This is a genomic window from Kocuria sp., assembly GCF_030538595.1.
Taxonomy (GTDB): Bacteria; Actinomycetota; Actinomycetes; order Actinomycetales; family Micrococcaceae; genus Kocuria.
Genome location: NZ_JAUNTS010000004.1, coordinates 16069 through 42840 on the forward strand (window position 1 = coordinate 16069; position 26772 = coordinate 42840).

29 protein-coding genes are annotated in these 26772 nt (G+C 61.7%); 14 read left to right on the top strand and 15 right to left on the bottom strand.

Annotated elements, in window-relative coordinates:
- Positions 1-23 precede the first annotated feature (23 nt).
- Entirely contained in the window at positions 24-287 is a 264-nt protein-coding gene (locus Q4G32_RS04765) for a hypothetical protein (RefSeq protein WP_303349608.1), read from the top strand.
- 94 nt (positions 288-381) lie between these two features.
- On the opposite strand, the gene Q4G32_RS04770 is transcribed toward Q4G32_RS04765, so the two are convergent.
- The 7 genes from Q4G32_RS04770 to Q4G32_RS04795 all read right to left on the bottom strand — a co-directional run bounded on the left by Q4G32_RS04770 (position 382) and on the right by Q4G32_RS04795 (position 5490).
- The gene (locus tag Q4G32_RS04770) at positions 382-1923 is read right to left on the bottom strand and encodes a PTS ascorbate transporter subunit IIC (protein WP_303349610.1); all 1542 of its coding nucleotides are present in this window, start codon (positions 1921-1923) and stop codon (positions 382-384) included.
- Positions 1924-1951: 28 nt separating this feature from the next.
- The gene (locus Q4G32_RS04775; RefSeq protein WP_303349611.1) at positions 1952-2788 is read right to left on the bottom strand and encodes a PTS sugar transporter subunit IIA; all 837 of its coding nucleotides are present in this window, start codon (positions 2786-2788) and stop codon (positions 1952-1954) included.
- Between the two features lie 139 nt (positions 2789-2927).
- Positions 2928-3371 carry a PTS sugar transporter subunit IIA gene (locus Q4G32_RS04780; protein ID WP_303349612.1) on the bottom strand — a complete coding sequence of 148 codons (444 nt, stop codon included), beginning with the start codon at positions 3369-3371 and terminating at the stop codon, positions 2928-2930.
- A gap of 9 nt (positions 3372-3380) precedes the next feature.
- Positions 3381-3782, bottom strand: a complete 402-nt coding sequence (locus Q4G32_RS13920) for a maleylpyruvate isomerase N-terminal domain-containing protein (protein ID WP_368660365.1) — start codon at positions 3780-3782, stop codon at positions 3381-3383.
- A complete protein-coding gene (locus Q4G32_RS04785) occupies positions 3752-3901 on the bottom strand; it encodes a hypothetical protein (protein ID WP_303349614.1) in 150 nt (49 codons plus the stop codon). Before Q4G32_RS04785 ends, Q4G32_RS13920 begins: the two co-directional genes overlap by 31 nt.
- Before the next feature lie 60 nt (positions 3902-3961).
- Complete coding sequence (locus tag Q4G32_RS04790) at positions 3962-4852, bottom strand: transketolase family protein (protein ID WP_303349615.1); 891 nt, start codon at positions 4850-4852, stop codon at positions 3962-3964.
- Complete coding sequence (locus Q4G32_RS04795; protein WP_303349616.1) at positions 4849-5490, bottom strand: thiamine pyrophosphate-dependent enzyme; 642 nt, start codon at positions 5488-5490, stop codon at positions 4849-4851. The genes Q4G32_RS04790 and Q4G32_RS04795 overlap by 4 nt, the downstream gene beginning before the upstream one ends.
- An 83-nt stretch (positions 5491-5573) precedes the next feature.
- Between Q4G32_RS04795 and soxR the strand changes: the two genes are divergently transcribed.
- A complete protein-coding gene (gene soxR, locus Q4G32_RS04800) occupies positions 5574-6020 on the top strand; it encodes a redox-sensitive transcriptional activator SoxR (RefSeq protein ID WP_303349617.1) in 447 nt (148 codons plus the stop codon).
- Between the two features lie 14 nt (positions 6021-6034).
- Here soxR and Q4G32_RS04805 read toward each other — a convergent pair whose 3' ends face one another.
- Positions 6035-7198 (bottom strand): AI-2E family transporter, encoded by a 1164-nt coding sequence (locus Q4G32_RS04805; protein ID WP_303349618.1) that lies wholly within the window; start codon positions 7196-7198, stop codon positions 6035-6037.
- A gap of 75 nt (positions 7199-7273) precedes the next feature.
- On the bottom strand, positions 7274-7732 hold the full coding sequence (locus tag Q4G32_RS04810; RefSeq protein ID WP_303349619.1) for a PTS sugar transporter subunit IIA: 459 nt from the start codon (positions 7730-7732) through the stop codon (positions 7274-7276).
- A 166-nt stretch (positions 7733-7898) separates the two neighbouring features.
- Between Q4G32_RS04810 and Q4G32_RS04815 the strand changes: the two genes are divergently transcribed.
- Positions 7899-8270, top strand: coding sequence for a hypothetical protein (locus tag Q4G32_RS04815; protein ID WP_303349620.1), 372 nt, complete (start codon positions 7899-7901; stop codon positions 8268-8270).
- Between the two features lie 46 nt (positions 8271-8316).
- On the opposite strand, the gene Q4G32_RS04820 is transcribed toward Q4G32_RS04815, so the two are convergent.
- Both Q4G32_RS04820 and Q4G32_RS04825 read right to left on the bottom strand, forming a co-directional pair.
- Complete coding sequence (locus Q4G32_RS04820; protein ID WP_303349622.1) at positions 8317-9927, bottom strand: SDR family oxidoreductase; 1611 nt, start codon at positions 9925-9927, stop codon at positions 8317-8319.
- 108 nt (positions 9928-10035) lie between these two features.
- Positions 10036-10743, bottom strand: a complete 708-nt coding sequence (locus tag Q4G32_RS04825) for a FadR/GntR family transcriptional regulator (protein WP_303349623.1) — start codon at positions 10741-10743, stop codon at positions 10036-10038.
- A 179-nt stretch (positions 10744-10922) separates the two neighbouring features.
- Here Q4G32_RS04825 and Q4G32_RS04830 point away from each other — a divergent pair, with 179 nt between their 5' ends.
- The 8 genes from Q4G32_RS04830 to Q4G32_RS04865 all read left to right on the top strand — a co-directional run bounded on the left by Q4G32_RS04830 (position 10923) and on the right by Q4G32_RS04865 (position 18117).
- Positions 10923-12293, top strand: coding sequence for a GntT/GntP/DsdX family permease (locus Q4G32_RS04830; protein WP_303349624.1), 1371 nt, complete (start codon positions 10923-10925; stop codon positions 12291-12293).
- Positions 12294-12337: 44 nt separating this feature from the next.
- Positions 12338-13690 (top strand): four-carbon acid sugar kinase family protein, encoded by a 1353-nt coding sequence (locus Q4G32_RS04835; protein WP_303349626.1) that lies wholly within the window; start codon positions 12338-12340, stop codon positions 13688-13690.
- Between the two features lie 43 nt (positions 13691-13733).
- On the top strand, positions 13734-14606 hold the full coding sequence (locus Q4G32_RS04840; protein WP_303349627.1) for an NAD(P)-dependent oxidoreductase: 873 nt from the start codon (positions 13734-13736) through the stop codon (positions 14604-14606).
- A 55-nt stretch (positions 14607-14661) separates the two neighbouring features.
- Positions 14662-14844 carry a hypothetical protein gene (locus Q4G32_RS04845; RefSeq protein WP_303349628.1) on the top strand — a complete coding sequence of 61 codons (183 nt, stop codon included), beginning with the start codon at positions 14662-14664 and terminating at the stop codon, positions 14842-14844.
- Between the two features lie 56 nt (positions 14845-14900).
- A complete protein-coding gene (locus tag Q4G32_RS04850) occupies positions 14901-15932 on the top strand; it encodes an aldose epimerase family protein (RefSeq protein ID WP_303349630.1) in 1032 nt (343 codons plus the stop codon).
- A 131-nt stretch (positions 15933-16063) separates the two neighbouring features.
- Positions 16064-16999, top strand: coding sequence for a DUF368 domain-containing protein (locus Q4G32_RS04855; RefSeq protein WP_303349631.1), 936 nt, complete (start codon positions 16064-16066; stop codon positions 16997-16999).
- Between the two features lie 94 nt (positions 17000-17093).
- Positions 17094-17726, top strand: a complete 633-nt coding sequence (locus Q4G32_RS04860) for a class I SAM-dependent DNA methyltransferase (protein WP_303349632.1) — start codon at positions 17094-17096, stop codon at positions 17724-17726.
- 100 nt (positions 17727-17826) lie between these two features.
- A complete protein-coding gene (locus Q4G32_RS04865; protein ID WP_303349634.1) occupies positions 17827-18117 on the top strand; it encodes an antibiotic biosynthesis monooxygenase family protein in 291 nt (96 codons plus the stop codon).
- A gap of 89 nt (positions 18118-18206) precedes the next feature.
- Here Q4G32_RS04865 and Q4G32_RS04870 read toward each other — a convergent pair whose 3' ends face one another.
- Entirely contained in the window at positions 18207-18596 is a 390-nt protein-coding gene (locus Q4G32_RS04870; RefSeq protein ID WP_303349636.1) for a nuclear transport factor 2 family protein, read from the bottom strand.
- Between the two features lie 380 nt (positions 18597-18976).
- Here Q4G32_RS04870 and Q4G32_RS04875 point away from each other — a divergent pair, with 380 nt between their 5' ends.
- Entirely contained in the window at positions 18977-20059 is a 1083-nt protein-coding gene (locus Q4G32_RS04875; RefSeq protein ID WP_303349637.1) for an alkene reductase, read from the top strand.
- A gap of 164 nt (positions 20060-20223) precedes the next feature.
- Here Q4G32_RS04875 and Q4G32_RS04880 read toward each other — a convergent pair whose 3' ends face one another.
- From Q4G32_RS04880 to Q4G32_RS04890, 3 genes are all read right to left on the bottom strand, one after another.
- A complete protein-coding gene (locus Q4G32_RS04880) occupies positions 20224-22227 on the bottom strand; it encodes a penicillin-binding transpeptidase domain-containing protein (protein ID WP_303349640.1) in 2004 nt (667 codons plus the stop codon).
- A gap of 13 nt (positions 22228-22240) precedes the next feature.
- Entirely contained in the window at positions 22241-24154 is a 1914-nt protein-coding gene (locus Q4G32_RS04885) for a vWA domain-containing protein (RefSeq protein WP_441327463.1), read from the bottom strand.
- A gap of 78 nt (positions 24155-24232) precedes the next feature.
- Entirely contained in the window at positions 24233-25681 is a 1449-nt protein-coding gene (locus Q4G32_RS04890; RefSeq protein WP_303349643.1) for a sigma 54-interacting transcriptional regulator, read from the bottom strand.
- Positions 25682-25856: 175 nt separating this feature from the next.
- Between Q4G32_RS04890 and Q4G32_RS04895 the strand changes: the two genes are divergently transcribed.
- Positions 25857-26300, top strand: a complete 444-nt coding sequence (locus Q4G32_RS04895) for a hypothetical protein (protein WP_303349644.1) — start codon at positions 25857-25859, stop codon at positions 26298-26300.
- Positions 26293-26739 (top strand): cytotoxic translational repressor of toxin-antitoxin stability system, encoded by a 447-nt coding sequence (locus Q4G32_RS04900; RefSeq protein WP_303349646.1) that lies wholly within the window; start codon positions 26293-26295, stop codon positions 26737-26739. Before Q4G32_RS04895 ends, Q4G32_RS04900 begins: the two co-directional genes overlap by 8 nt.
- Positions 26740-26772: the final 33 nt, after the last annotated feature.

Below are 26772 nucleotides of genomic sequence, written 5' to 3' on the forward strand. Positions count from 1 at the left end.
TGCCTGACGAGAGGATATGAATTGTGAGTGCATTTGTGGTCTTGGTGGAAGCTGACTTCCGCAGCAGCAACCTCAATTACCGAATCCGCAGCTCTGATCCACTACCAGAGGCAGAGGCGCGGTCACTGTTCGATCAGGTGATCCATGGCCAGCAGCCGGACCTGCTCAAGCCCAACGACGACGCCGTGTTGGTCCGTACCGCAGAAAACCAGGTGTGTCGTCTGTGGACCGGTGTGACGCGCAGCCAATCCATGGACCGGATCACGTTGGCTGAGGTTGTGGACTGAGCACCACCGCCGCTGGAGTGGCTCTTGGGCTGGTTTGAGACCACATGGTGCCGCTCCCGCGCTGATCAGAACTCGTCGGTTTCGGAGCCGCATCTCACGCTGTCGGCGATGACGGTGGCGGTGGCTTGGGTGCGCCTGCGGGCGGTGGAATCTTGGCGTAGGACTGCGTGCCAGCGGTGGGCGGCGGGGCGTCGTCGGCGCCCGGACGGGGTCTGTTGGGCGCTGGGTCCCAGCCGCGATCCACCACTTTGCGCTGCACCAGGATGGCGACTCCCAGCAGGACAAGGCCGATCAGCAGGATCACGATCAGTCCGCCGATTTCACCAATACGCGCGGCCGAGCCCACGGCCAGACCGAACCAGCCGAAATCAGCGTCACCGAAGGTTGTGTTCTCTCCTCCGAACGTGCCGAGCACGGACAACAAGAACGCGGGCAGGAACGTGATGATCAGACCGTTCACAAAACCGCCGGCCAGAGCACCACGCCGACCACCCGTGGCATTGCCGTAAACGCCGGCGGCGCCACCCGTGAAAAAGTGCGGCACCAGACCGGGAAGGATCAGCGCGATTCCGTACGCCGGGTTGAGCCACGCGGTCAGCACGACCAAGCCGATCAGACCACCCGCAAAACTGGATATGAAACCAAGTAGCACGGCGTTCTGGGCGTAAGGGAAAACAATCGGTGCATCCAGGGCCGGGATTGCACCCGGAACAACTTTGGCTGCGATTCCTTGAAACGCGGGAACCAATTCCCCCAAGATGGTGCGGACACCAAACAGAATCACGGCCACAGCAACACCGAATTGAAGCCCGTAAGTTACGGAGGTCATCAGGTAATTACCAACGCTGGCGGCACCACCTTCAAAAGCCTCAAACGCTGCGTCAGTCCCGGCGCGCGCCATGAACAGAACTGCCAACACCACGTACATCACTGCCATGGACAGGGCCGTGGCCACCATGGAATCGCGTAGAAAGCGCAGTCCTTCCGGCAGTTTCAAATCTTCCGTAGAGGGACTTTTGCCGCCCACCAAACGACCCGTGGCACCAGCCGCGATATAACCGGCCGTGCCAAAGTGCCCGATGGCAATGCTGTCATCCCCGGTGATCCGTCGGGTCCACGGGTGGGCCAGAGCGGGCAAGGACACCATCAGGATGCCCAGCAGTGCTGCGCCCACCACCACAACCAACGTGCTGTTGTAACCAGCCGTGGCCAAGATGATGGTCAACATGGTGGCCATGAACAAGACATGGTGGCCGGTCAGGAACACGTAGCGCAGCGGTGTGAAACGGGCCAGGATCAGCGAGACCACAAAGCCTAAGATCATCAACCAGGCAACTTGGCCGCCGAACTCGGCCTGGGCAATGCCTGCGATGGCCTCATTGGTCGGCACCACGCCCTGCGCGCCGGTTGCCCCCTGAATCATGGTTCCCAAGGGCTCCAGTGAGGCCACCACCAGGGTGGCTCCGGCGCCGATCAGAAGAAAGCCCAGGGTGGCTTTGATGGCTCCACCGATGACTTGACCCGCACCTTTGCGCAATGCGATCAAACCGACGGCGGTGATGATGCCGATCAGAAACGCAGGTACGGAAAGGATTTCATTGACCAGGAATTCCGCTATGGCTACCAGCCAGTTCATGGTGCTTTGCCCCTAACGTTGGTGGATTTCAGACGTCGTAGGAATCACGCAATGCTGCGTCAATTTCCTGGGTGCTAGTGAAATTGGCAATCACTTTTACGGGAATACCCACATCACCTAATGTGCGAGCGATCTCACCGGAGGTCAGGATTAGATCAGCATCTTTGGACTTGCCTTTGGCGGAGATGGTGTCTGTGGCCTCCACGGAGAGATAGGGGCTCCACCCCCACTCATCCAAGACTTTCTCCAAGGTGTTCTTCAAGAACAAGCTGGTGCCCAGCCCGTTGCCGCAAACCGTCAGGATGTGGTTCTTGGTCTTCTGGGAACTGGCTTGCGCCGCAGTGGAGTCGGCGTTGGACAGCGACGGCGCGCCTCCGGCGTCGTCGTTGGTGTTGCGAGGGGCTGCTGCTTCAACCGAAGCCGCACGCAGAATGGCGTGGAAGTTCTCCGGTGTTGCGGCATCATCCAGCTCTTGGCGGGTGTCTGGATCGCTCAGCAGGGTTGCGAGTTGCCGCATGCCCTGTAGGTGTGCAGAGGCATCCGGTGCAGCCAATGCGGCGAGCAACGTGACAGGGTCATTACTTGGGTGCCCAAAGCTCACTGGTTCACGCAGTCGAACCCAAGACATCCCCGTGTGGTGCACATTGCCCTGGGCACGAGCGTGCGGAAAGGCGAACCCTGGGGCAATCACGATGTAGGGCCCGTGCTGCTCCACGTTGTGCACCATGGCCTGGGTATAGGAGTCATTGCTGACCCCGGTGGCAACCAGTAGATCACCCGCAGCTTGGATGGCTTGCTGCCAACTGTTGGCGGAAACGTCCAGGCGGATGGACTCAGAGTTCGAGAGTTCATGGAGGGCTGCCATAGAAGAACCGTAGGCGTTCACGGGGTGTGCAACGATGAGTTGCCGTGGTTGTTACGCGCATTCCCCGTGGCGATGCTGTTGCCTTGGGCTGAGGGACGCTGTGCTCCGTTCAATCGTCCGAGGGAACCACGATCGGGGCTCACCTCAACACAGCCAGAAATTCCTCCGGTGTGCCCACTGTGTCCAAGGCAGCGCGCTTCTGGGGGTCTTCCAACAGGGTTGCCAGTTGCCGCGTGGCCATGATGTGCGCCGAACTGTTCTTGGCAGCCAGAGCAGCCACCAGTGTCACGGGGTCGTTGGAGTCGTGGCCAAAGGCGACCGGCTCAGCAAGGCGCGCCCAGGCCATGCCGGTGCGGTGAACGTCGTTGTTGGCGCGGGCATGGGCGAACGCAATACCTGGGGCAATCACGATGTAGGGCCCGTGCTGCTCCACGTTGCCAATCATGGACTCGGTGTAGGAATCCTTGCTGACTCCCGCAGCCACCAAAAGGTCGCCGGCTGCCTGCATGGCTTGGCGCCAGTCACCGGCTTGGGCGTCTAATCGAATGGAGTCAGGGGTTGCCAGCTCGTGCAGTGTCACCATGAGCTAAGCCTACGGAGTGCGGTGATCCAGGGGGAGTGTTTGTGGCCACTGGTGCGGGGTGTACCCGATGTTCAAATCCACGTGGTGCATTTCGACTTCACGCAGGCGGTGCGCGGGACAGCCACGCACCGGGTAAGAATCCTGTGCCATCAGTTCAGCGTACGGCCATCGTCTGGCCACACACCGATGCAAGACAGTTACAAGATGATCTTGTGATCGGCGAAGGTCTGCGGCAAGCTCGGCAGCCGAGCGACTCGCGCCCGCCTCGATCTCCGAACAGCGCTGTTCGGAACCGCCAGGGTAGCGAGCGACATCGTCGTTCCTGAGCACCCCTTCCAACCGACGAGTGTGACCGTCAGCGTTTCGAGCTACGTGGGTGATCACGTGGGCTCGTGACCAACCAGGAAGAATACTGGGGCGGTTACGTCGTCGTCGCTCAAGGCATCGGCAGCGAGCATGAAGCGCGCCTGGGATGCCAGACATAGCCTGGTAGCCTGGTCTGGGTGAGCTTCAAGGTCAAGGGACTCCATGAGTGAACGTTACCTATGACTTGGTATGAGTGGGCCTCTTGGGTTGGGCGAGGAGCGAAACTATTGAGCCAGGAAGCGCTGAAGTCGATTCCGGATGCCATCAGTATCCAACCCGTGAGCTCTTCTATGTTCTGCCGCACTGCCATAGCGGCGTAGTTCTTGGTGCTGGGTGCCGATTGACAAGAGTCGATGGGGGTGAGTGTTGAGGGTCTGCGCCACCGCATGGGCGGAGGTACCCTCCAACCAGGGCTCCACGACTATAACCTCTTGGGTTCCGAGAGCGAGCTGACCCAAAGTATCAGTGTCCAGGGGATGGACTTGGTTGGCGTACAAGACCGTTGGGCCAAGATCGTCAGATGCCGCCAGCACCTCATCAAGGATGGGGCCGAGTGCAAGTACCACGGGCCCGTCTCCCCGGCGGATGATCTGGAGCTTTGTCGAGACGGTATGGGCGATCGAATTAGTGTGGGCCTCCACCCTCACGTAGTGAAGCCCCTTCTGAGCGATCGCATGTTTGATGACGGCATCAACTTCCTCTGTAGTGCCGGGGGCATGAATGGTGACATCGGGTAGGGAGCTGAGAATTGCCACATCCCCCGGAGACTGGTGCGTGCGTCCGGCTGAAGACATGTCAAAGGACCCACCCGAGCCAACCAAGACACCTCCCACACCTTGGTGCAGGAAATCCAGTTTGATCTGCTCAAATGCTCGTTCCACCAGAAAAGGACTAAAGGTGTGTGCAATAGGGCGCATCCCGGACAGGGCAACTCCAGCGGCAGCGCTCACCAGTAATTGCTCTCTGATTCCTACATTGATGACCCGGTCTGGGTGGCGCTGTCGAGCCTCATCCAAGTATTGACCAGAGATTTCCGCGTAGAGGGCCACTACATCGTGTTCCTGCTCAACGAACTCTGAAACGGTCGAAGTGAACTGTTGTCGAGTGTCCATCATTTGTCCTCCACCTGGGCGATTATGGCTGTAGGGATCACCGAATCTTGCGTTGACAACGCAGCTTGGATGCTGTCCTGGTCATGCCCATCAACCGTTTGGGTGCGCCACCCATTCACAGCGAAACGGCGCGCCATTTGCCCACGGATGGCGTAGGACGATGAGTGGTTGTCAATTGCAATCACCGTGAGGTTGTTCAATCCTGCTGCAGGAGCGAACTCTATGGCTTCGGAATTCGAGCCTTCGTCTAGTTCAGCGTCACCGACCAGGACGAAGACTCGCGCCGATGACCCTTGGGCCTTTAGACCCAAAGCCGTTCCGACAGCCAAAGGAAGACCGTGTCCCAGGGAGCCAGATGCGATCTCGACTCCGGGTATTAAGTTGCGGTCTGGGTGGTGACCCAGCGGAGAGTTGAACTTTCCGAAGGTGTCCAACCAGGCGACCGGGAAGAAACCTCGCTTGGCCAGGACCGCGTAATAGGCCGCAGGTCCATGCCCTTTGCTGAGGTAGAAGCGATCTCGCTCTGGATCGTTCAACTGGGCGGGTGACACGTTCAGCACATGTTCGTAGAGAACTTCCAGAACGTCCAGAGTGGAGGTTGCAGCAGCCGAGTGTTTCTCGTCGCCAGTGAGCCGACTCATCAGTTGATGGGTATTGAGTGTCAGTGATCGAGACATGAGGATAGTCTTCAAGTTCAAGTTCACTTGAAGTCAAGGGAGTAGAGATGGACCTGACGATTGGTCAGCTGGCGCAGCGGTCCGGTGTAGCCACCTCCGCTTTGCGGTACTACCAGGACTTGGATTTGATTCAGGCACACCGCACGGGCGGTAACCAGCGCCGATTCGCCCAAGCCACTCTGCGCAGAGTGGCGTTCATCCGTGCCGCGCAGCGGGTGGGTCTGACCTTGGATGAAATCGGAGAAGCGCTAGAGACCTTGCCCAACGGTAGAACTCCCACCAAGTCCGATTGGCATCGGCTGAGCGCAGCCTGGCGACCCAAACTCGATCAACAAATTCAACGGTTGGAACGGCTACGAGATCGTCTGGACGGTTGTATTGGATGCGGGTGCCTCAGCCTCAAAGCCTGCGCACTCTATAACCCAGAAGACTCGCTACAGGACAAAGGGGTTGGAGCAGTTCTACTGGAACCAGATTGTGGTCGCGCTGGGTAAGCCTTGAACCGGTCCTATTGTGGAACCGCTGTTTGATCATCCGGTGCTGTAAGTGGTCCCGGGGCGCCGTCGTCGTCGTTCGCGGTGACGACGGCGGGGGTGGGAGCGGGGCCAGCGTCCCTGGCGGTCCAAATCTTGACGACGGCCCAAGCCACTGCGGTGATCGGTACGGCCAAGATGGCGCCGGCCACCCCGCCCAACAAGGTACCGGCTGCCACGGCGAGCAGAATCACCAAGCCGTGGAGATGCAAGGTTTTGCCCATGATGAGGGGGTGGAGAATGTAGCCGTCGATGTGGTGAACCACCACCACAATGGCCACCACGATCAACGCGGCCACCGGCCCGCTGGCCACCAAAGCCACCAGCGCGGCCAGTGTGCCCGCAAGCAGAGCGCCCACAATCGGGATGAAAGCCGTGACGAAAATGATCACGGTCAGGGGAATGACAAGAGGTATTTGCAAGATCCACAGCCCCACGCCGATCAGAAGAGCATCCACCGTGGCAATCAAGGCGATACCGCGGGTGTAACCACCCAGAGTCTTGACGGTTTGCTGCCCGGAGGCGTCGAACTTGTCCTTGGACGGCCCGTGAATCCAGCTGAGGGCAAATGCCCACATGCCAGGCCCATCTTTGATGAAGAAGAACAGAGCGACGATCATCAGGATGGTGCCGGCAACAACCTCAGAGGCCACGGAGAGACCCGCAATGGCGCTCTGTTCGGCCTGAGTGCTGGTGAGTGCGGACTGTAGTTGAGACAGCGCCGAATTGACCGTGTTGGCGTCAACGGGAATCGGCAGCGGACCGTCATGAATCCAGCTCTGGAGTTGATGCCACCCGGAGGTGGCAGAGGACATGAGGTTGGACCACCCATCCCGGATACCGAACACCACTCCGGTGGTCACGCTTCCCAGCAGCAGGATCAAGCCCACGAACACCAACAGCGCCGATGCCCACCCGGGCCAGCTGCGGCGCTCCAACCAAGCCACCACGGGGCGGACTGCCGAGGCCAAGATCAGGGCAACCAGCAAGGCCATGACCACCACTTTTACGGCCAGCAGCCCGTAAATGAGCAGGGCAACAACGGCCACAAGGACCAAGAGCTGTAAACCCCGAATGGCAGCTCGCCCCAAGCTGTCCGACCAGGGGCTGGTTTTGGGGGATGACGTGGATGAACTCACGGATCTGAGCCTACGCCGAATTTGCTGGGTGTGGCCTGCGTGAAACCTGCGTGAGTCAAGAGTGAAATTCAGTGTTCACTGTTTTTCAACGCGCCCCAGGATGGCCAAGAACTCCTCAACATCAACGGCAGTTTGAAGACGGGTTCGCGTGTGGTTGTTGTCCACCACGGCCATCAACTGCCGCATGGCCTGGATGTGTTGGGTGCTGTCCGCTGAAGCCAAGGCGGCAATCAAGGTCACGGGATCATTGAGTTCATTACCGAATTTAACGGGCTTTTTCAGCCGTACCCATGACATACCGGTGTGCTTGACCAGTCCAGGAGCTTGGGCGTGGGCAAAGGCAAAGCCGGGTGCAATCACAATGTAGGGCCCGTGCTCATCCACGTTCTTGATCATGGCATCCGTGTAGGCGGGTGATGTCACCCCGGCGTGGGAGAGCAACTTCCCAGCAGCGCGGATACCGGATCGCCAGTTGCGCGCGCGGACACCCAGTCGGATCGAGTCTGGGGTGACGAGTTCGTGCAGTTGGGCCATGGGTACACATTATGTGAGACCCGGTGGTTTCGGGGGCTTGTCCCGTAAAAGCCCATGCGTCGGCAATGGAACCGGGGTGGCAGCTAGGGTGGGTTCAATCTTGTCAGGAGGATTTCGCATGTCACCGGCACATCCAGTCACAGGATCGGGCATCAGGTGGCGGGATGTGCCAACGCTAGGCGCACTCACCGCCGGAGTCGTCACTGGGTTGCTCTTTGCCATGTTCCTGGTCGGTGGCGAATGGCGCGTGACCTACACCTGGGGTTTGGTGCTGCTTCCGGTGCTCGGTGGATTTTTCGTGGCTGGGCTGATGGCCTCACATGCTTCTTTGAAGCATTGGCTTCCGTTGTGGTTGCTCAACGGTTTCACGGTCCTTGCAGTGGCTGGTTTCAGTATTGGCATGGCGGGGATTTTTGCCGTGGGCAATCCCCACCCGCTAGGGCAGGCGAGTGTTTTCTGGATGCTGTTGATGGCAGGTGCACTTGGTGCCCTGGCATGGCTTTTCGCCTCCCTGTTCCGGGGCGAATCGCCTAGTTAGTTTCCGCCGACCACACTGAACAACGACGGCGGATGCCCGGTTCCCCTCAACGTTCCCGTGTCTGTGAATCTTCGGCAGCTTTGGCCAAGATGTTCTTGGCCATGGTGGGGAAAATGAACGCGTGAAAGGGCAGCACGCCATACCAGTACGCGTGACCGGCCAAGCCGTCCGGAAAGAAAATCGCGCGCTGGTGGTATCTGGACCCGGTGCCGCAAGGTTCCACGCTGAGCTCAAGCCATGCCTTACCGGGGGCCAGCATCTGGGCGCGCAATCTCAGCAAGCGCCCGGGTTCAATTTTTTCCACCACCCACCAGTCCACGTGGTCGCCCACGCGCAGACGGGTGCGGCTGAGTCGCCCGCGGTTGAGCCCGGGACCGTTGGCCAGCTTGTCCATCCACCCGCGCACCAGCCAGCCCAGCTTCCAGGAATACCAGCCGTTCTCCCCACCAATGGATTCGATCACCGTCCACACCTGCGCGGGTGTGGCTTCACCTTCGGCTTCACGTTCATCCACGTACACCGTCCGACCCGCCCATTCGGGGTCCGACGGCAGTGGATCGGCAGCCGCATCCATGGAGATCAGGTCATAGGTGGTGGCCCAGTCGTTCTCCAGATCATCGGCGGCAATCCGTTCCAGGGCCAGTTTGCAGGCGTCCCGATAGTTGGTCAGCCCGCCCGGCGGTAGCGGAATGAACTGGTCAATGTCGGTTTCGGAAGCCACGGCGTCGTGCCGCAGAGACTGCACCAACGGCATGGCCAGTCCCAGCGGAATGGGGGTGACCATGCCGATCCAGAAGCCGGACAACCGCGGAGCCGGCAGCGGGGTTGCAAACACCAGCGGCTTGCGGCGCCCCGCCACTTCCGCATAGCGCTGCATGGCCTGGGCGTAGGTCATCACGTCCCTGGAGCCGACGTCGAACGACCGATTGGTGTCTTGGGGCAGGTCCAGGGCATGGATCAGGTAGTAGAGCACGTCCCGGATGGCGATTGGCTCAATTCTGTTCTTCACCCAGGAGGGGGCTGGCATCACCGGCAGCCGATCACCCAAATGGCGGATCATTTCAAACGACGCCGAACCCGATCCGATCACGGTTCCCGCCTGTAACACCACGGCGGGAACTGGATGTTGCAGCAGAACCTCCCCAACTTTCACGCGCGAACGCATGTGCGTGGAGAGGTCATCGTCCTGGGGATGCAGGCCGGAGACATAAATGATGCGTTTGACCCCGGCCTCGTGAGCCGCCCGCGCGATCACATGGGCCATGGCCTCCTCCGTGGCTTCAAAGGAGCCTGAGCTGCCCATGGCATGGACCAGGAAGTACAGGGTGTCCACATTGCGGCAGGCATCCAGCGTTTGACGCAGATCTTGCAGGTCTGCCTCCACCACGTCCACGGCCTCCGCCCACGGAACGTGGTCCAACTTGCTGGGGTTGCGTACTGCCACGCGGACATCCGCACCAGCCGCCACAAGGCGCGGTACCAGGCGACCCCCGATGTAGCCGGTTGATCCGGTGACCAGGACCAATCCCTCCGGTGGATGCTGGACAGATTCGACCACCCGGTCCGGAAACGTGAACTCCAGGGGTTCCAGAGGCTCCGAGTGGCGGGGACCGGAGGGATCGCCGTCGTTTATTTCAAAATCTGAACTAGTCACCATGCGGCGAGTATAGGAGTGCATGAGGCCGAGCACTACCACCCATCGACAACAAGCCGTGCGCAGTTTGATACCTCATCAGCGCTGATGAGGTATCAAACTGCGCACGGCTCACTGAAATGCCTGAGCGCCCAGGCTGTTGATCACGTCATCCATGGTCTGGTCCATGTGGGAGAGCATGGCGTCCCCCGCGGCCTGAACATCCCCCGCCGCCACGGCTCGATAAATGGCGGTGTGATGCTCCAAGGCCCTGCGCCGAATATCCGGCTGACTGGAGGTTTTGACGCGCACTGCGTGCAGCACCTCCTCCAGCGGTGCGTAGGCCGAGGCCAGATACACATTGCCCGCAGCCCGCACCAGGGCGGCGTGGAACTCCAGGTCCGCTTGGGAGAAGGCTGCCGGATCGGAATGGATGGTGGCTTCCATGGTCAGCAAATGCCGTTTGACCTCCGGAATCTCCTCCGATTGTGGATGGGTGGCAGCCAGCCGGGTGGTCTCCACTTCAATGGCCCGGCGGGCCTCAATCATCTGCCGCGGAATCTCCAGCGGGTCACCGCTCATGGTGCCCCGTGTTTGGAGGATGCGGGGTTCCAACGGGGACCAGGCATCCACGGGATTGAGCAGGCCGCGTTTGCCGTGCCGGACCGTCACGACGCCGGATCTGGCCAGTTCCTGCAGCGCCTCCCTCACGGAGAGGCGGGACATGCCCCAGACTTCGGCCAGCTCGGACTCCGGCGGCAGCACCTCTCCGGGTTTCAGGGCACCGGAAACAACCATGTCCAGGAGGGCTTTCACCCCTACTTCGGAACGTCGCTGCACGGCTGACCTGACTTTCTTTCACGGATCTCTTGACACGCCTGACATCACTACACCACACTTCTCAGTTATCAGACATCAGATCTGTTGCCAGCATCACACTTTGGTTTGCGGCTCCACCTTTCGGCGCCGCGCATCTCCGTCCTCCGGTGCATCCCGGATGTGATCCGAAAAGAAGGCTCATGACTACAACAACTCTCCTGCTGCTGGGGCTGGGCTCCATTGCGGCCATCCTGCTGCTGATCATCAAGGGCAAAGTTCACCCCTTCATCACCCTCATGTCCGTGGCTCTGGTCCTTGCACTGGTGGGTGGAATCCCGCTGGCGGAGGTGGCGCCGCTGCTCATCACCGGCATGGGTAACACCTTGGGCAGCGTGGCCCTGATTGTGACCCTGGGCGCCATCCTGGGGCGCATCATTGAGGTTTCCGGCGGTGCTGATGTGCTGGCGCGTTGGCTGCTGAACACCTTTGGGGAAAAACGCGCACCGTTTGCGCTCGGTGCCACCGGCTTCATCTTTGGCATCCCGGTGTTTGTTGACGTCGGATTGATTGTGTTGATTCCGATCGTGTTCGGGGTGGCACGCCGTCTGAAGGGCAACATGCTCACGTACGCGCTGCCCATTGCCGGTGCCATGCTGGCGGTGCACTGCGTGGTGCCTCCGCACCCCGGCATTGTGGGCGGGTCTCAGCTGCTGAGCGCTGACATTGGTTTGGTCATGATCTTCGGTCTGATTGCCGCGGTGCCCATGTGGTTGGTGGCGCACTTTGTGGCCAAGCCGCTGGCTGCTCGCAACTTTGTTCCGGTCAGCGACGCCGACACCCTCCAAGCCGTTGGCGGCACCGGCCCCATGAACATTGTCAAGACCAGGGCCCCCAGCGTTGCGCTGGTGCTTTCCACCATCGTGTTGCCCCTGGCCTTGATCATGGGCGGCACCACGTTCGCCGTGGTGCTGGGCGAGGACAGCCCCGTGACTGCGGTGTTCTCCCTGATCGGAGCCTCACACGTGGCGCTGTTGATCGGCGTGGTGTACGCCGCTGCCGTGCTGGGCTTCCGCTTTGGGTGGAGCCGCGATGACGTGGAGAACGTGATCAACTCGGCCCTGCCGCCTGTGGCTGCCGTCATTTTGATCACGGGTGCCGGTGGCATGTTCGGCTTCACCTTGCGGGAGACCGGGGTGGCCGACGCCGTCGCCGATCTCCTGGGTTCCACCGGCCTCCCGGTGATTTTCCTGGGCTGGTTGCTGGCACTGCTGATTCGGGCCGCCCAGGGTTCGGCCACCGTTTCCATGTTGACCACGGCTCCGCTGGTGGCTCCGTTGCTGACCACCATGGAACTTGAGCCGATCCAAATTGCCCTGGTGGCCGTGGCCATCGGTGCCGGAACCATGGGCCTGAGCCACGTGAACGACTCCATGTTCTGGATCTGGAGCCGCTACTTTGCAGTGCCCGTGTCCACATCCTTGAAGACTTGGACCGTGGTCTCCACTGCCGCCTCCGTGGCCGGACTGGTGGCGGTCTGGATCATGTGGATGCTGGTTGCTGCTGTTCTCTGACCTGCTGCTTTCCCCGACTTCCTGAGACATGAAAGGTGCCGCTCATGACCCGCAGATTGCTGGTTTTCGACGACGACCCCACCGGTTCGCAAGCTGTTCACGACGTCGACGTCGTGCTGGAGCTCGCAGCCCAGCCCGTGATCGAGGCCCTGGCCCCGGATGGCGCAACCTGTTTTGTGCTCACCAACAGCCGGGCACTTGACCAAGATCAGGCGGTGGCCAAGCAGGCGGATCTGCTCCGCCAAATCCTGGATGGTCTACCCCGCGGAACCTTTCCGCACCTTGTTTCCCGTAGCGATTCCACCTTGCGTGGCCACGTGCTGGCTGAACCCAATGGCCTGGCAGACGTGCTGGCGGAACGTGGAGTTCAGGTCAACGGGTTCCTGTTTGCCCCGGCCATGTTTGAAGCCGGGCGTTACACGGTGGAGGACACTCACTGGGCCGTTCTCCAAGGCGAACAGGTGAAGGTGGGGGACACGGACTTTGCCCAGGACGCCACCTTCGGCTACAGCAACTCCAACCTCAAGGACTTCCTGGTGGAGCGCTCCGGCGGCTCCCTGCGCCGAGAGGACATCCTGTCCATCGCGCTGGATGACATCAATGCTGGCGTGGAGGCGGTGTCCTCGGTGCTGGATCGGGCCACGGACCGCACCTGGGTGGTGGTCAACGGCACCGACTACTCCCACCAAGAGGTGGTGGCGGCAGCGCTTGAACTCCAGGAAGCTGCCGGGCGGACGTTCATCACCCGGTGCGGGCCATCTTTCGTGCGCCCCCTTGCGGGGATTGAGCAAGCAAAGGTTCTGGAACCTGCCGACATCACCATCGGCCCGGACCGCAAGCCGCACGGGCTCTTGGTGGTGGGCTCCCACGTGGGGCTGACCAATCGTCAACTGCAGGTGGTCAAGGACCGCGGCGGATTGTTTGAGATCGAACTGGACGTCCCAACTTTGCTCACGGAACAACGTCAAGAGCATCTGGAGTGGGCGATCAACCAGGCGGATGAGGCGTTGGTGAGCTCCGACGTCGTTGTCTACACCAGCCGCGACCTGGTGCGTGCGGAGGACCCCCAGGAATCGCTGGCCATTGCCCGCTCCGTGTCCGATGCGGTGGTGGAAGTGGTGCGCGGCGTGATGAAAGGCAGGCCCGCGTGGGTGATTGCCAAGGGTGGAATCACCTCTCACGAAGTGGCTCACAAGGGGCTTGGCATCAGACGTGCACGGGTGGGCGGGCAGTTTTTTCCGGGCCAAACCTCCCAATTCATGCCGATCCAAGCCGATCCGGAGGCCGAAGGCTGCCCGTTCGTGGTGTTCCCGGGCAACGTGGGCACGGAATCAGCCGTGGCGGATGTGGTCGAAGTCCTGGCGGAAGCCACCCGCCTGGCCAGTCAAAGCAAGTGAATCTGGCCTTTCAAAGCAAGTGAATACAGCAGAGGAGAATGTGATGACTCAAGTTTCGTGGATCGGTTTGGGCGCCATGGGTGCGCCCATGGCAACGGTTTTGGGTAAGGGCGGGGTGGAGGTCCGGGCATTCGATCTGGCTCCGGACGCTGCGGATCGCGTGGGGCAGGGAGTCACCCTTTTCCCCACCGCCCGCGCCGCCGTGTCTGGCACAGACGTTGTGGTGGTCATGGTGGCCACCGGGGCTCAGCTGGATTCCGTGCTGTTCGCCCCGGAGACCGGAATTGCGCATGAACTAGCAGAAGGCGCGGTGGTCTTGGTCATGTCCACCGTGGGGCCGCAAGCCGTGGAAGGTGCCGGCACCCGCTTGGCGCTGCAGGGTGTGGGCGTGGTGGATGCACCGGTTTCCGGTGGTGTGGCCCGCGCGGGCACCGGTGATCTGTTGATCATGGTGGGTGGAGCTGAAACCGGCATTGCCAAGGTGCAGCCGTTGCTCGACCTCATGGCCGCTCAGGCTCCCGTGGTCGGTTCAACCGTGGGTGATGGCCAACGGTTCAAGGTGGTCAACCAGCTGCTGTGCGGGGTCCACATTGCCGTGGCGGGGGAAGCGCTGGCGCTGGCAGATTCCATGGGCCTGGATCCGCAGCAGTGTTTGAAGGTGTTGCAGGGTGGTGCTGCGGCGTCGTTCATGTTTGGCGATCGTGGGCCGCGCATGTTGGAAGGGGAGGACGCTGAGGTGCGTTCCGCCCTGGACATCTTTGTGAAGGACATGGGTCTGGTCACGGATGCAGCCCGCGCTGTGCAGCAACCGGTGCCGCTGGCATCAGCCGCCGAGCAGGTTTACGTGCGCGGACGCCGCGAAGGCTTGGGGCGTCGGGACGACTCCTCCGTGTACGACCTCCTGCGCTCACGCTGAATCAGCCCGGTACCCTTGGAGACAACAATCTCTTGACCGTGAAAGGTGGTTGCTCTTGGGTACCTGGGGCCTGTTGGGCATTCTTGTGTTGTCGTTGGCGATTTTGGCCGGAACCATGTACGTGGCCATGCTCTTGATGAGCGCCACTGTGTCCCGCAGCGCAAAACTGCGTGGCAAGAAGAAGTCTGGCCGCGGTCAGTCCGTGATGCTGCGCCGCATGTTCCGTGGCTTGCGCTGACACGTGGGGCCACAACGCCGATCAACCTCAGTTCCGATGACCGTGGTGTGTAGGTCATGAGCCCGCAGATCCGCCCTTTCGGTCATACGTCAGATGGTCTGCCCGTCCATGCCGTGACTTTGGGCGATCCCAAAGGTGTTGAACTCACTGTTCTTGACTTGGGTGCGGCCGTGCAGTCCTTACTGGTCCCCGATCAGGACGGCAGGGTCAACCTGGTCCTGGGCCACGCCGATGCGGAAGGCTACGCAGCCTTTGCCCAGGATTACCTGGGTGTGCTGGTGGGTCGCTACGCAAACCGGATTGCCGGTGCCTCCTTTGAACTGGAGGGACAGGAGTATGAGCTGCCGGCCAACAACGGCTCGGCCTGCCATCACGGAGGGCCGGAGGGTTTCAGCCACCGTGTCTGGGACATCACGGAGGTCACGCCGAACAGCGCCACGTTCGAGCTCACCAGTCCCCACCTGGATCAGGGATTCCCCGGTGAAATGGTGGTGCGGGCCAGATACTCGGTGGAGGGCGGCGTCGTCGTTGTGGAAGTGGAGGCCACAGCAGACCGGGCCACGGTCTTTGGTCCCACCAGCCACGTCTACTGGAACCTTGCCGGGGAGGGCCGCGGGAGTGCAGACGGGCACGTCTTGACCGTGGCGGCGCAGCAATTCCTGCCGGTCGACGACGACGGCCTACCCTCCGGCCCCCTACGTTCCGTGGCCGGGACACCCTTGGATTTCAGAACACCCGCTGCACTGGGAGATGTGGTGCGTGCCGATCATCCGCAGGTGCACAACGGTGTGGACCACTCGTTTGCCATTTCTGGCACCGGGGTGCGTTACGCCGCCACGCTGACGGAGCCGGTCAGCGGGCGTTCCGTGGAGGTGCATTCAGACCTGCCGGGGTTGCAGGTTTACACCAGCAACTTTTTTGACGGTCGCACGGTGGGAACCTCCGGTACCCGTTATCGGCAGGGCGATGGCATTGCGCTGGAGCCGCAGTTCCACCCGGACACCCCCAACCGTCCGGAGTTGGGAGACCCGGTGCTGCGCCCCGGGCGGGTGCGTAGGCACCGGATCGAGTGGCGATTGGCGGGTTGAGCGCCTGAGCCGGGTAGGGCGACGTCGTTGGCGTCCTGCGCCAAACCGGGGACGTGTGGGGTCTGCCTCAAAGCGACCTGGTAGGGGACATGTCCCGTTACCCTGTTGGAAACCCACGGAAAGGACCAGCCTTGTCTCACCCTGCCCCGCATCTTGCCGCCGAAGAAGGTGCACTCGCGCCAACCCGTAAGACCAGCATCCCTGGAAACCTGGTGCGCGGCGCCATGATCGGCACCGTGGAGACTGTGCCGGGTGTCAGCGGTGGCACCGTGGCGCTGGTGGTTGGAATCTATGACCAGCTGATTGGGTCTGCCAGTGAGGTGATTTCCGCGTTCCGTGCTTTGTTGCTGGGTCCAGACCGTGCGCCCGGGTTCAAGAAGCACATGGCCAACGTCCACTGGCGAGTTGTGATCCCGGTGGTCATCGGCATGGTGGCGGCCCTGCTGTTGGTGGCCGGTCCCATGGAGCACCTGGTGGACACGCATCCGGAACTGATGCGCGCCATCTTCTTCGGCATGGTGGTTGGTTCGCTGTGGGTCCCGCTGTCCCTGGCAGGTAGGGGCTGGACCTGGGCTGACTGGCTTCTGGGGATCGGCGCTGCCGTGGTTGCGTTCTTCCTGGTGTCCATTCCGGCGACCACCCTGGAACCGCAGCCGTGGATCATCATTCTTGCCGCCGCGGTGGCCGTTTCTGCGTTGCTGCTGCCGGGTCTGTCCGGGTCTTTCATTCTGCTGACCATCGGGCTCTACCAGCCCACGCTGCGGGCCGTGGACAACCTGGACTTCGGCTACCTGGGCTTGTTCTTCCTGGGTGCCGTGCTGGGCATGATCGTGATTGTCAAAGCCCTGCAGAAGCTGTTGGAGCACCATCACCGTGGCACCATGATCGCGCTTGTGGGACTGATGATCGGGGCTCTGCGTTCGCTGTGGCCTTGGCAGGACGACGAGCGCAACCTCCACGCCCCCGCCGCTGACTGGCCCGTGTTGCTGATGGCCGGTCTGGCTGGACTGATTGTGGTTGCCATCCTGCTGGTGGTGGACAACCGGATCGCCGCCCGCCGCAACTAAACTCCGCCGAAAACATGGTTTGACCTAATTTTCGGCCCTGGATTCCCGCCAAACCATGTTTTCGGCGGAGGTGGAGGGGGCATAGTGGATAGTCGTGACTTCACCGAACCATCTCCGATCTGTCTACGACGCCGCAGCCGGGACTTACAACACACTTCTGCCTGACCTGCGGGTGGAACAGCCTGTAGATCGCGCCATGATCAGTGCGTTCTGTGAGGAGGTTCGTGTATCCGGCAACCATCGGGTGTTGGATGCCGGATGTGGAAACGGCCGCATGATTGCTGAATTGGTGCAGCAAGGCCTGTCTCCGCAGGGTGTTGACCTTGCCCCCGGAATGATTGAGCATGCGCGTCGTCGTGAACCCGGGGTGGACTTCCGTGTGGCTGACCTCAGAGCGCTGCCGTATGGCGACCGCGAATTTGGTGCAGTGATCGCCTGGTACTCCCTGATCCACCTGGACTATCCGGGACTGGCTGAGGCACTGCAAGAATTGGCGCGGGTCACTGCACCCGCTGGACCGTTGCTGGTGGGGTTCCAGGTAGGTAGCGGCTCGCGCCAGATCATCAATGCCTACGGAACCACCAGCTCCATGACGGCCTGGCTGTACTCGCCGGATGAGCTTGCCGCAGTGGCCGCCGGGTCGGGGTGGACCGTGACAGCCTCGGTCACGCGACGCGCTGTTCTGGAGGACTATGATCAGGGCTTTGTTCTGGCCCAACGTGCCTAGTGCCAGACCAGCACGGCCCATGCCGGTGATGCGTTGCGCACCAAGGTAGAGCGTATGCTCGCAGTCTTAGCGCTGTTCCCAGACAAACCAGAGGTGCTGAATGAGTGTCGTCGAGATTGTTTCTTTTCGGGTGAAGGCAGAGGTCGATCCCATTCAGTTCGCCCAAATTGATGCTGCCGTTGGCCGCGATTACGTCAGCCGCCAACCTGGATTTCTCAGTCGTGAGACAGCCAAGGGAGACGATGGGTGGGTAGTGATTGTGCACTGGGCGGATACGGCGGCCGCTGATGCCTCGATGGCCTCGTACGAGCAGGCTCCGGCAGCTGCCGAACAGATGTCGTGCATGGAAGAGGGCTCCATGGTGATGCGTCGCTTCACTCTTGTCAGCTGACTGGAGCACTCGGTTCTTGGGGAGGCTTTAGACAGAATCTGTGCTTCAGGGGCAGGTGACCTGCCCCTGAAGCACAGAAATGGCCTGGCTCAGAACAGGCCGTTGTCATTGGCGGAGGTAGCCGGGATGACCTGGAGGACATCCCAGTGCTCCACGATCTTTCCATCTTGGTCCAGCCTGAAGATGTCGATGCCTGCGTAGTCGTCAGAGCCAGGCCAGGTCTGGTGGCAATGAAGCACCACGTGATCACCTTCTGCAAAGCACCGTACGAAATCCACATGCTTGCCGGGGTACTCACGCGCCATGCGCTCGAAGTACTCGACGAATGCCTCCTTGCCATCGGCAACATGCGGGTTGTGCTGCCGGTACTGCGCCCCGGAGTACTGCTCCAATGCCTCGCGTGGCTTGCATTGGTTGAACATCAAGTCGTAGAACGCTTTGACGGTTTCCTTGTTGCGATCCAGATCAGTGGTAGTCATGCGGTCAGCTTCCCATCGCGGTGTTTCACAGAGCAAGGCCCACTGGGATCAGACGGGCCAAATTCACGGTGATCATGTCGGGCGGCTTCGGTCACGGCCGCGCCTACGATTTCACCGGACCCTCCATCCATGGTGTCGGTGAGCAAAACTTCCTCTAGTTCCGGCGGCTGCGGATGAACGACCACTTGAAAGTCATCCGGATTCTGATCGGTCAGGTCAACCACTGCTGAGCGCATTTCATCTTCGGCCTGGTCCAGTCGACGGACCTGGCTTCGCTCGTCCCTAGCGTCGGTTGATCCCTGGATCACATGCAGGAATACGTCTGTGCAATGGCGCGGTTGAACCTTCCGGAACACATCTCATTCGTACTGGAGGTAACCGTGCCCACCTTGTTCGATCCCCTGACCGCCGGCGATCTGCAGCTGCGTAATCGCGTGGTCATGGCGCCGTTGACGCGCTCGCGGGCTGGGGAAGACGGTGTCCCTACCGATCTACACGTGGAGTACTACACCCAGCGGGCAGGGGTTGGTTTGGTCATCACCGAAGGCACGTTCCCGGCTTTCACCAACCGCGCGTTCGTGGGTCAGCCGGGCATCCTCACGGATGAGCAACAGGCCGGCTGGTCCCGAGTTGCCGATGCCGTGCATGAGCAGGGCGCAACGATCGTCATGCAGATCATGCACGCGGGTCACGTCACCCACCCCGGCTTGACCCGCGGCGCACAGCCGGAAGCACCCGGTGCCACGTCCACGGACAGGGGTGAGATCCGCACTTACGACGGTAAGCAGGAGGTGGTCCCCGCACGCGCCTTGACTGCTGAGGACTTGGTGCGCGTCAAGACCGAATTTGTGGCCGGGTCCCGCCGCGCCATCGACGCCGGGATGGACGGTGTTGAGTTGCACAGCGCCAACGGCTATCTGCTTCACGAGTTCTTGAGCCCCGGCACCAATCAGCGCGACGACGAATACGGCGGCTCCCCGGCGGCCCGCGCCAAGTTCGTGGCCGAAGTCATCCAGGCTGTGGCAGCAGAGATCGGGCCGGGCCGCACGGCCGTGCGCATTTCCCCCGAACACAACATCCAGGGTGTGCCGGAGACCGATCACGACGATGTCGTTGCCACCTACGATGCCCTGATCGACCAGATCAACCACTTGGGTTTGGCCTATCTGTCTGTGCTCCATGCAGATGTGGACGGCGAGTTCGTGGCCCATCTGCGTGACAGGTTCAAGGGGGCGTTCATGCTCAACAGTGGTTTTGGCGTCAAGACCAGCCGCCAAGAGGCCGAGCACATTGTGGAGGATGGGATCGCGGACGCCGTCGTTGTGGGACGCCCCGTGATTGCCAACCCGGACTTGGTGCAGAGGTGGCGCAACAGGTTGGAGGAGAACCAGCCCAATCCGGCGACTTTCTACACGCCAGGGGCCCGTGGCTACACGGACTACCCGTTTGCGTTGGCAAAATAGTGGTCGTAGTCGACCATCAAATGCAGCACCACGGGGGAGATGTACCCGGGTTCATGCCGTGTGGTGACTCCTGGCCTCGCTTTTCCTAATTTTCTCCAAGTCCAATTTGCACTTGGAGAAAACTGGGAGAAGCGGGGGCAGTCGGCCCAGACGCAGCCCAGACCCTAACCCTGGGCGGCTTCCAAGAACTCCAATGCCAGAGGCCCACCCGTCACGGCACCGCCTTCGCCGTCCTCCACGAACACGGAGATGGCCAGGTCTTCGTGCGCGGCAATGATCCAGGCGTGAGTCTTGGGCGGGTCATCCGTGCCGAATTCGGCGGTTCCGGTCTTGCCCATAGCGGTGTTCGGGGTCAGGGCCTGTAGGTCTTGCAAGTACCCGGTGGTGACTACTTCCCGCATGCCACGGCGCAGTTGCTCAGCCTCGTCAGCTGTCAGCGCGGGAGCATCTGGGCCGGGAGCATCCGGGCTGGGCGAGGCTGATTCAGAAACAGATTCGGCGTCACCTTCAGAAAAGGCTTCACGGTCGGTGACCAACACCGGCGTCACCGTGGACCCGGCCACCGCAGAGGCCGTCATGGCAGCCAGTGCCAGCGGGGAAACCAGCGTTCGTCCCTGACCGAACAGGGATGCTGCGTGGGCCACCCCGCTTTCCTCCGCCGGCATGGAACCGCTGAAGGCGTTGATTCCCAAGGCGTACGTCTGCCCCAGCCCCAAAGACTCGGCGGCTTGCAGCAGATCCGTGTGGCTGACGCGGTCGTACTGGGAGATGAAGGCGGTGTTGCAGGAATGCGCCAGAGCATCCTTGATGGGGATTTCGCCGATGAACTGGGGGGAGTAACCGGGGGCGTTGCTGAACCGGGTGCCGTCCACGGTGATGGAGGTTGAGCAGTTCACCGTGGACTCCATGGTGTCCCCCAAGCGCACCATGGCCAGGGACGTCACCACCTTGAAGGTGGAACCCGGCGGGTATTGTCCCTGGGCCGCCGTGGGGTACATCTGCGATCCCGCACCATCTGCCAGTGCCAGGATGTGCCCATCGGAGGGCCGGATGGCAACAATGGCCGACGCCGATTCCACATCTTCCAGCGTGGACTCCGCTGCTTCCTGCAATCGTTTGTCCAACGTGATGTGCAGATCTTGCCCAGCCACGGGATCGCTGCTGAGCATCACTCGGGAGGTGCCGGTGACGGGGGCGCCGTCGTCATTGAGTTGGCTGATGGAGACCACAACACCGTTGGTTCCGGCAAGCCACTGGTTGAAACTGGCCTGCAAACCTCCCCGCCCGATTTGGTCACCGGCAACCAACTCTCCATCCGAGTCCTGGATGTCTTCTTGAGTCACCTCTCCCACGCGCCCCAGGGTGCTGGCGGCAAAGGTGCGGGTGGGAGCCAGTGACATGGTGGTTTCCTGCACGGTGTACCCCGCGATCCCGGAAGCCGCCGCAGAGTCCAGGTCCCGGTAGGCGTCCTCACGCAAAGAAATCGCGGGCACAAACGCATCTCCAGCGGCTTGGGTCACCGTGGCCGCGTAGGCATCCGCATCCACACCCACCAAATCGGCCAGCGCGCGGGCAGCAGCTTCGCGTTGCGACTCACTGACCTTGCCCAAGTCCAAACCCACCTGATGAACGGGACGCTGAGCCACGATCACTTCATCGGAGGCCCCCAGAATGTTGCCGCGTTCTGCGGGCTCACTACTGAGCCGCAGCCCCTCATCCGCAGCCAACGATGGTTCGATCACCGCAGGTGACCACACCGGCGTCCAAGTTTCCGCACCATCGGAGGTGATCTCCACAGCGCTTTGGTACTCCCACGGCTCATCCAGCCCCGGGATGTCCCAGCGCCAGGAAAGGGTGGCGGGCCTGACGCCGTCGTCGGAAATGTCTCCTAGCGAATCAACCTCAACGCTCCACGTGGCGCCGGGAAGATTGGCCACAATGCGGTCAAACTGCTGCTGGGCATCGGCCCCGGACACTCCATCAAAAGTGATCCCGGAAACGTCCCGGTCCGTGAGCGCCAACGCGAGTTCATGGGCCTGGTCACTGCCGCGTCCACCATTGATCAGACCGCAGCCGGTTGCCAGGACCACGACGGCGCCCGCCCCCGCACCTCCCAGCAGGGTGCGGCGATTGAGGAACCGGGGGGAGAAGCCGGAATGCGATGTCATGGAACTCTTCTTATCAGAACCGCTGGGACAAGTACTCGCCCACCACCGCAGACCCCAACTCATCCAACTCAGGGGCCACCACACGACCATCCACCCGCCTGGCCATGGCTGCCAGGAAGCGCTCCAACCCGGGATCATCACCCAGCCGAAAGAACGTGGTCTGCGCCCCGAATCGGGCGAGTTTGTCCAGCTCCGCCACGGTGTGGTTGAGGGTGTGCTGACTGGTGGGCCAGTTGAAGTAGGCGTCACCGTCGGGCATCAGGTGAGCGGTGGGTTCGCCGTCGGTGACCACCAGCAGCACCGGCTGCATGGACGGGTGCTTCCGGAAGAAGCGGCTGGCCAGTAGCAGAGCGTGATGCAAATTGGTGCCTTGTTCGTACACGGGTGGCAGCGCGGTCAGTTCCTCCGCGTCCATGCTGTGCGCCCAGCGGCCAAAGGTGATCAGCTCCAGGGCATCCCCGCGGAACCGGGTGGACACCAGGTGATGCAGCGCCAGGGCGGTGCGCTTCATGGGCAGCCACCGGCCTTCGGCGGCCATGGAAAAGGAGGTGTCCACCAGCAGCACCACGGCGGATTGGGTGCGGGCCTCGGTCTCCTGGACTTCGACGTCGTCCACGTGGACCCGGACCCCGCGGGCTGCCGAACTGCCGTCGGCCACCGTGCGCTGCACCGCGTTGGTGATGGTCCGCGTGACGTCCCACGGTTCGACGTCGCCGAACTGCCACGGCCGGGTGGACCCGGTGGGCTCCCCGGCGGCACCGGCCTGGCGGGTATCGCGGGAACCGGTGCGTCCGCTGAGCTGACGGGCGGTGTCCTGAAGCAGCGACTTCCCCAACCGGCGAATGGCCCGGGGTGAAAGTTTCAGGGAACCATCGGAAGCACGCTGCAACAGCCCGGAATCCTGCAGCGCACGCTCCAACTCCGCCAGGGTGCGGGCATCCACCCCGGCCTCATCACCCAGCTGACGCGCCAGAGCCTCAACGTCAATGTCATCCAGCCCCGCACCCTGATGGTTCTGCGCCAGTTGATCTGACAGAGCATCCAGGTCAGCGATGTCCTGCAGCAACCCCGTGCCGTCACCCAAGCCCATGCCCTCCTGGCCCTCGAACCGCTCAGAACCCGTCCAGTCCTCACCCGGGCGCAACGCCTGTAAATTGGCATCCAGCTGACCCAACTGCGCCATCAACTCAGGCGAACCGAAAGCCTGGGCAGAGAGCTGCATGAGTTCCTGCCGCTGCTCAGGTGTCATGGAGTTCATCATGCGTTGGGCAGCGGCAGAACGTTGCGCCATGGCATCAATCAGCTCGTCCACGGACTGCGGGTTCTCCGGGAAGAACTCCCCGTGTCTGTCCATGAATTCTTGGAAGTCCGTCTCCGTGTCCTCACCTCGAGCGTGCTTGGCCAGCAGATCATTGAGGTCGCCAAGCATCTGGCTCACGCGCTCGCGGTCCGCATCCGTGGCGTTCTCCAGGGCTTGTTTCATCCCTGCAAACCGCTGGTCAAGGACCTCCCGGCCCAGGAGGTCCTTGATCTGATTGAACTTCTCCCGAGCCGATGGGGAGGCCCAGTCATAGTCGGTCAGTTCGCTCACGGCCGCCGCTGTTGAGGGGGAAAGCCCGTCCAACTGCATTTCACGAAACTGCCGGTCCATGGGGTCCATACGCGCATCCCGCAGAAATTGCTCGCGTTCCAAGCGCAGGGCTTGGTCCAGCAGCTTCTTGACCTCGTCCAACGTGCCACCCAGTTTGTGGCGTTTCAGCAGGTCAGCGCGCCTCTGGTGAACCTTGCGGGCAAGGTCGTCCAGGCCGCGTTGATTGCGGCCACCGCGGCGCAGGAACTCCCGCAGGGCCTCTTGCGGGGAGTAGCCCTCCATGACGTCACGCCCAATGGTTTCCAGAGCTTCCGTCAGATCGGGCGGTGGCGCCATGGGATCCGGTCCACCCGTGTAGCGGCCGTATCTGCTGTAGTGGCGATGCCTTGCCATCATCTTCTCCGAATCCGCGGCTCAGCCGTAGATGGTCCCTTCCGCATCAGCATCCTTGGAGATTTTCTGGGACAGGAACAGCGCCTCCAGAGCCAGCTCAATCGCGTTGGCTCGCTCACCGGCAGTCTTGGCCTCCAATTGCGCGGCCAGTTTGTCATACAGATTGACGACGACGCCCCGCTCACTCTCTCGGGTGTCCTCACCCGTGGGGTGGCCCGGTTCGTCGTCGTTGTTAAGTGGGGGGAGTGCACCCAGGAACTCTTGTGCTGGGACGTTGCCGCCGGTGCTGATGGTCACGGTGCCATCCAGTGCCTCAATGAGCGGGCCCAAATTGATGCCGCGGAAGGCGGACTGGACGGTTTCCATGGTGGCTCGGCGCAGCAGGTGCTCCAAGACGGCCAACTCCCGGCCTTCTTCGCCGGATTCAAACTCGATCTTGCCGGCCAAGACCTCCACGGCGGCCTCAATGTCCACCAGACGTGCCACTGCCTGGTCTTCACCGTGGACGGTGGCCCGGCGCAGAGCTGCGGCAGCCGTGGTTTCCGCACCGGCAATGGAGAACCGGGCGGAGACACCGGAACGCTGGTCCACGGCCGGTGACTCCCGCAGCAGCCGGGTGTAGCGCGCCAGGATTTCCAGGAGGCTGTCCGGGACTTGGGCCACCAGTTCAGCTTCCTGGCGGATCACAGCGATCTCATCTGCGAGTTCCAGCGGGTAGTGGGTGCGGATTTCAGCCCCGAACCGGTCTTTGAGCGGGGTGATGATCCGGCCGCGGTTGGTGTAGTCCTCCGGGTTGGCGGAGGCCACCACCAGGACGTCCAGGGGTAGGCGCAGGACGTATCCGCGGATTTGGACATCGCGTTCCTCCATGACGTTGAGCATGGACACCTGGATACGTTCGGCCAGGTCAGGGAGTTCGTTGATGGCCACAATGCCGCGGTGGGCGCGTGGAATCAGGCCGTAGTGGATGGTCTCCGGGTCTCCCAGGCGGCGGCCTTCGGCCACACGGATGGGGTCAACGTCACCAATCAGGTCGGCCACGGAGGTGTCCGGAGTGGCCAACTTTTCCACGTAGCGTTCGTCCCGGTGGCGCCACGTGATGGGCAGGTCATCCCCCTCGTTGTCGACCCGGGTTCGGGTGGCTTCCGTGATGGGGTCCAGGGGGTGTTCGTGCAGGTCAGAACCCTCAACTTCCGGGCTCCACTCGTCCAGCAGTCCCACCATGGTGCGCAGCAGACGGGTCTTGCCCTGGCCGCGTTCGCCCAGCAGCACCATGTCATGTCCGGCAATCAAAGCGCGCTCCACCTGGGGCAGAACGGTGTTGCTCAAGCCGTGGAGGCCGGGCCACGGATCACGGCCTTCCGCAAGGGCGCTCAGGAGGTTGTAGCGGATTTCCTCACGCAGCGGGCGGTACTCGATCCCTGCTGCACGCAGTTCGCCAAGGGTCTTGATGCTGGGGCGCTCAGTCACAGTTCCAACGCTAGACCTTGCGTCAAGTGGGTGACTTGCTGACTCCTCCCATCTGCCCCCGCCCAGCGTCGAGTTGCGCAGTCCATCAGCGCTGATGGGCGGCACAACTCGACGCTCGGCGGATGAGGCTGCGCCAATGGTTGACGTACAGAATGTACAAGTTGATCATTGGGGTATGACTGCCACTCCTCAGCTGAGCTATTCGTCCTCGGAAGCTCGCCAGAACTTCAAGCAAGTTCTGGACGCTGCTGAAAATGACTTCTTGGTGTCGGTGCGGCGGGGCTCCGCGCACACGGCGCTGGTTTCTGCACCACACCTACGCCGCTACCTGGAGCTGACGTGCCCGGCCCATGCGCGGACGGTCCTGGAGGACAACGGGTATGTGATCTTCATGGAGGGTCTGCCCTTTGCTGCGGAGGGATCCACATTGCAAGAGGCACTTGATGACCTGATCGTGGTGCTGCGTGAATACGCGGCAGACTGGGGTGCACGACTTCGACTGGCCCCTAACCACGCAGACCGCTGGGGCCTGGTCCAACTGATCAATCTCTCCTCAGACCAGGAACTCATTGACTGGCTCAAAGCGGAGGCGACTGGCTCAAGGCGGAGGGGTGAGTAAATACCCTCTGGCCACACGTGAGGATCACGACGACTTCTGCATCACCGAAGGGTGGGTCCTGGTGCGTGGGGCAACGGGTAAGCCGGTTGCACATCATCGCACCTATGAACTCAGCCTTCACGACGGGCGAATCCTGCGAACACGTATTTCACGGCCAGTGGATCGAACGCAATATCGCCCTTCCCTGTGGACACACGTTTTACGTGACCAGTTGGAAGTCACGGCCCATGAGTTCTGGGCATGCGCACGGGAACACGTGGTGCCCAGTCGGAGCCGACCGGTCCAGCGCGATTCACCGTCTCTGCCGCTGTACGTGGTCGATGGTCTCAGCAAGGGCGGATTGTCGGCGCGGGACATTGCATCAATGACAGAGGAAGAGGCTGTTGAGCGCCTGCACGCGATGTGGCGACGCATTCGAGGTTCGGACTCTGACGAGTAGCGTGCTAAAGGTTTCCAAAATCACGCCAAGCCA

Bases quoted from the DNA above. Each gene is read 5' to 3' on its own strand.
- Q4G32_RS04770 (WP_303349610.1), bottom strand. From the start codon at position 1,923: ATGAACTGGCTGGTAGCCATAGCGGAATTCCTGGTCAATGAAATCCTT.
- Q4G32_RS04775 (WP_303349611.1), bottom strand. From the start codon at position 2,788: ATGGCAGCCCTCCATGAACTCTCGAACTCTGAGTCCATCCGCCTGGAC.
- Q4G32_RS04780 (WP_303349612.1), bottom strand. From the start codon at position 3,371: ATGGTGACACTGCACGAGCTGGCAACCCCTGACTCCATTCGATTAGAC.
- Q4G32_RS04785 (WP_303349614.1), bottom strand. From the start codon at position 3,901: ATGGAGTCCCTTGACCTTGAAGCTCACCCAGACCAGGCTACCAGGCTA.
- Q4G32_RS04790 (WP_303349615.1), bottom strand. From the start codon at position 4,852: ATGATGGACACTCGACAACAGTTCACTTCGACCGTTTCAGAGTTCGTT.
- Q4G32_RS04795 (WP_303349616.1), bottom strand. From the start codon at position 5,490: ATGAGTCGGCTCACTGGCGACGAGAAACACTCGGCTGCTGCAACCTCC.
- soxR (WP_303349617.1), top strand. From the start codon at position 5,574: ATGGACCTGACGATTGGTCAGCTGGCGCAGCGGTCCGGTGTAGCCACC.
- Q4G32_RS04810 (WP_303349619.1), bottom strand. From the start codon at position 7,732: ATGGCCCAACTGCACGAACTCGTCACCCCAGACTCGATCCGACTGGGT.
- Q4G32_RS04820 (WP_303349622.1), bottom strand. From the start codon at position 9,927: ATGGTGACTAGTTCAGATTTTGAAATAAACGACGGCGATCCCTCCGGT.
- Q4G32_RS04830 (WP_303349624.1), top strand. From the start codon at position 10,923: ATGACTACAACAACTCTCCTGCTGCTGGGGCTGGGCTCCATTGCGGCC.
- Q4G32_RS04835 (WP_303349626.1), top strand. From the start codon at position 12,338: ATGACCCGCAGATTGCTGGTTTTCGACGACGACCCCACCGGTTCGCAA.
- Q4G32_RS04840 (WP_303349627.1), top strand. From the start codon at position 13,734: ATGACTCAAGTTTCGTGGATCGGTTTGGGCGCCATGGGTGCGCCCATG.
- Q4G32_RS04850 (WP_303349630.1), top strand. From the start codon at position 14,901: ATGAGCCCGCAGATCCGCCCTTTCGGTCATACGTCAGATGGTCTGCCC.
- Q4G32_RS04865 (WP_303349634.1), top strand. From the start codon at position 17,827: ATGAGTGTCGTCGAGATTGTTTCTTTTCGGGTGAAGGCAGAGGTCGAT.
- Q4G32_RS04870 (WP_303349636.1), bottom strand. From the start codon at position 18,596: ATGACTACCACTGATCTGGATCGCAACAAGGAAACCGTCAAAGCGTTC.
- Q4G32_RS04880 (WP_303349640.1), bottom strand. From the start codon at position 22,227: ATGACATCGCATTCCGGCTTCTCCCCCCGGTTCCTCAATCGCCGCACC.
- Q4G32_RS04885 (WP_441327463.1), bottom strand. From the start codon at position 24,154: ATGGCGCCACCGCCCGATCTGACGGAAGCTCTGGAAACCATTGGGCGT.
- Q4G32_RS04895 (WP_303349644.1), top strand. From the start codon at position 25,857: ATGACTGCCACTCCTCAGCTGAGCTATTCGTCCTCGGAAGCTCGCCAG.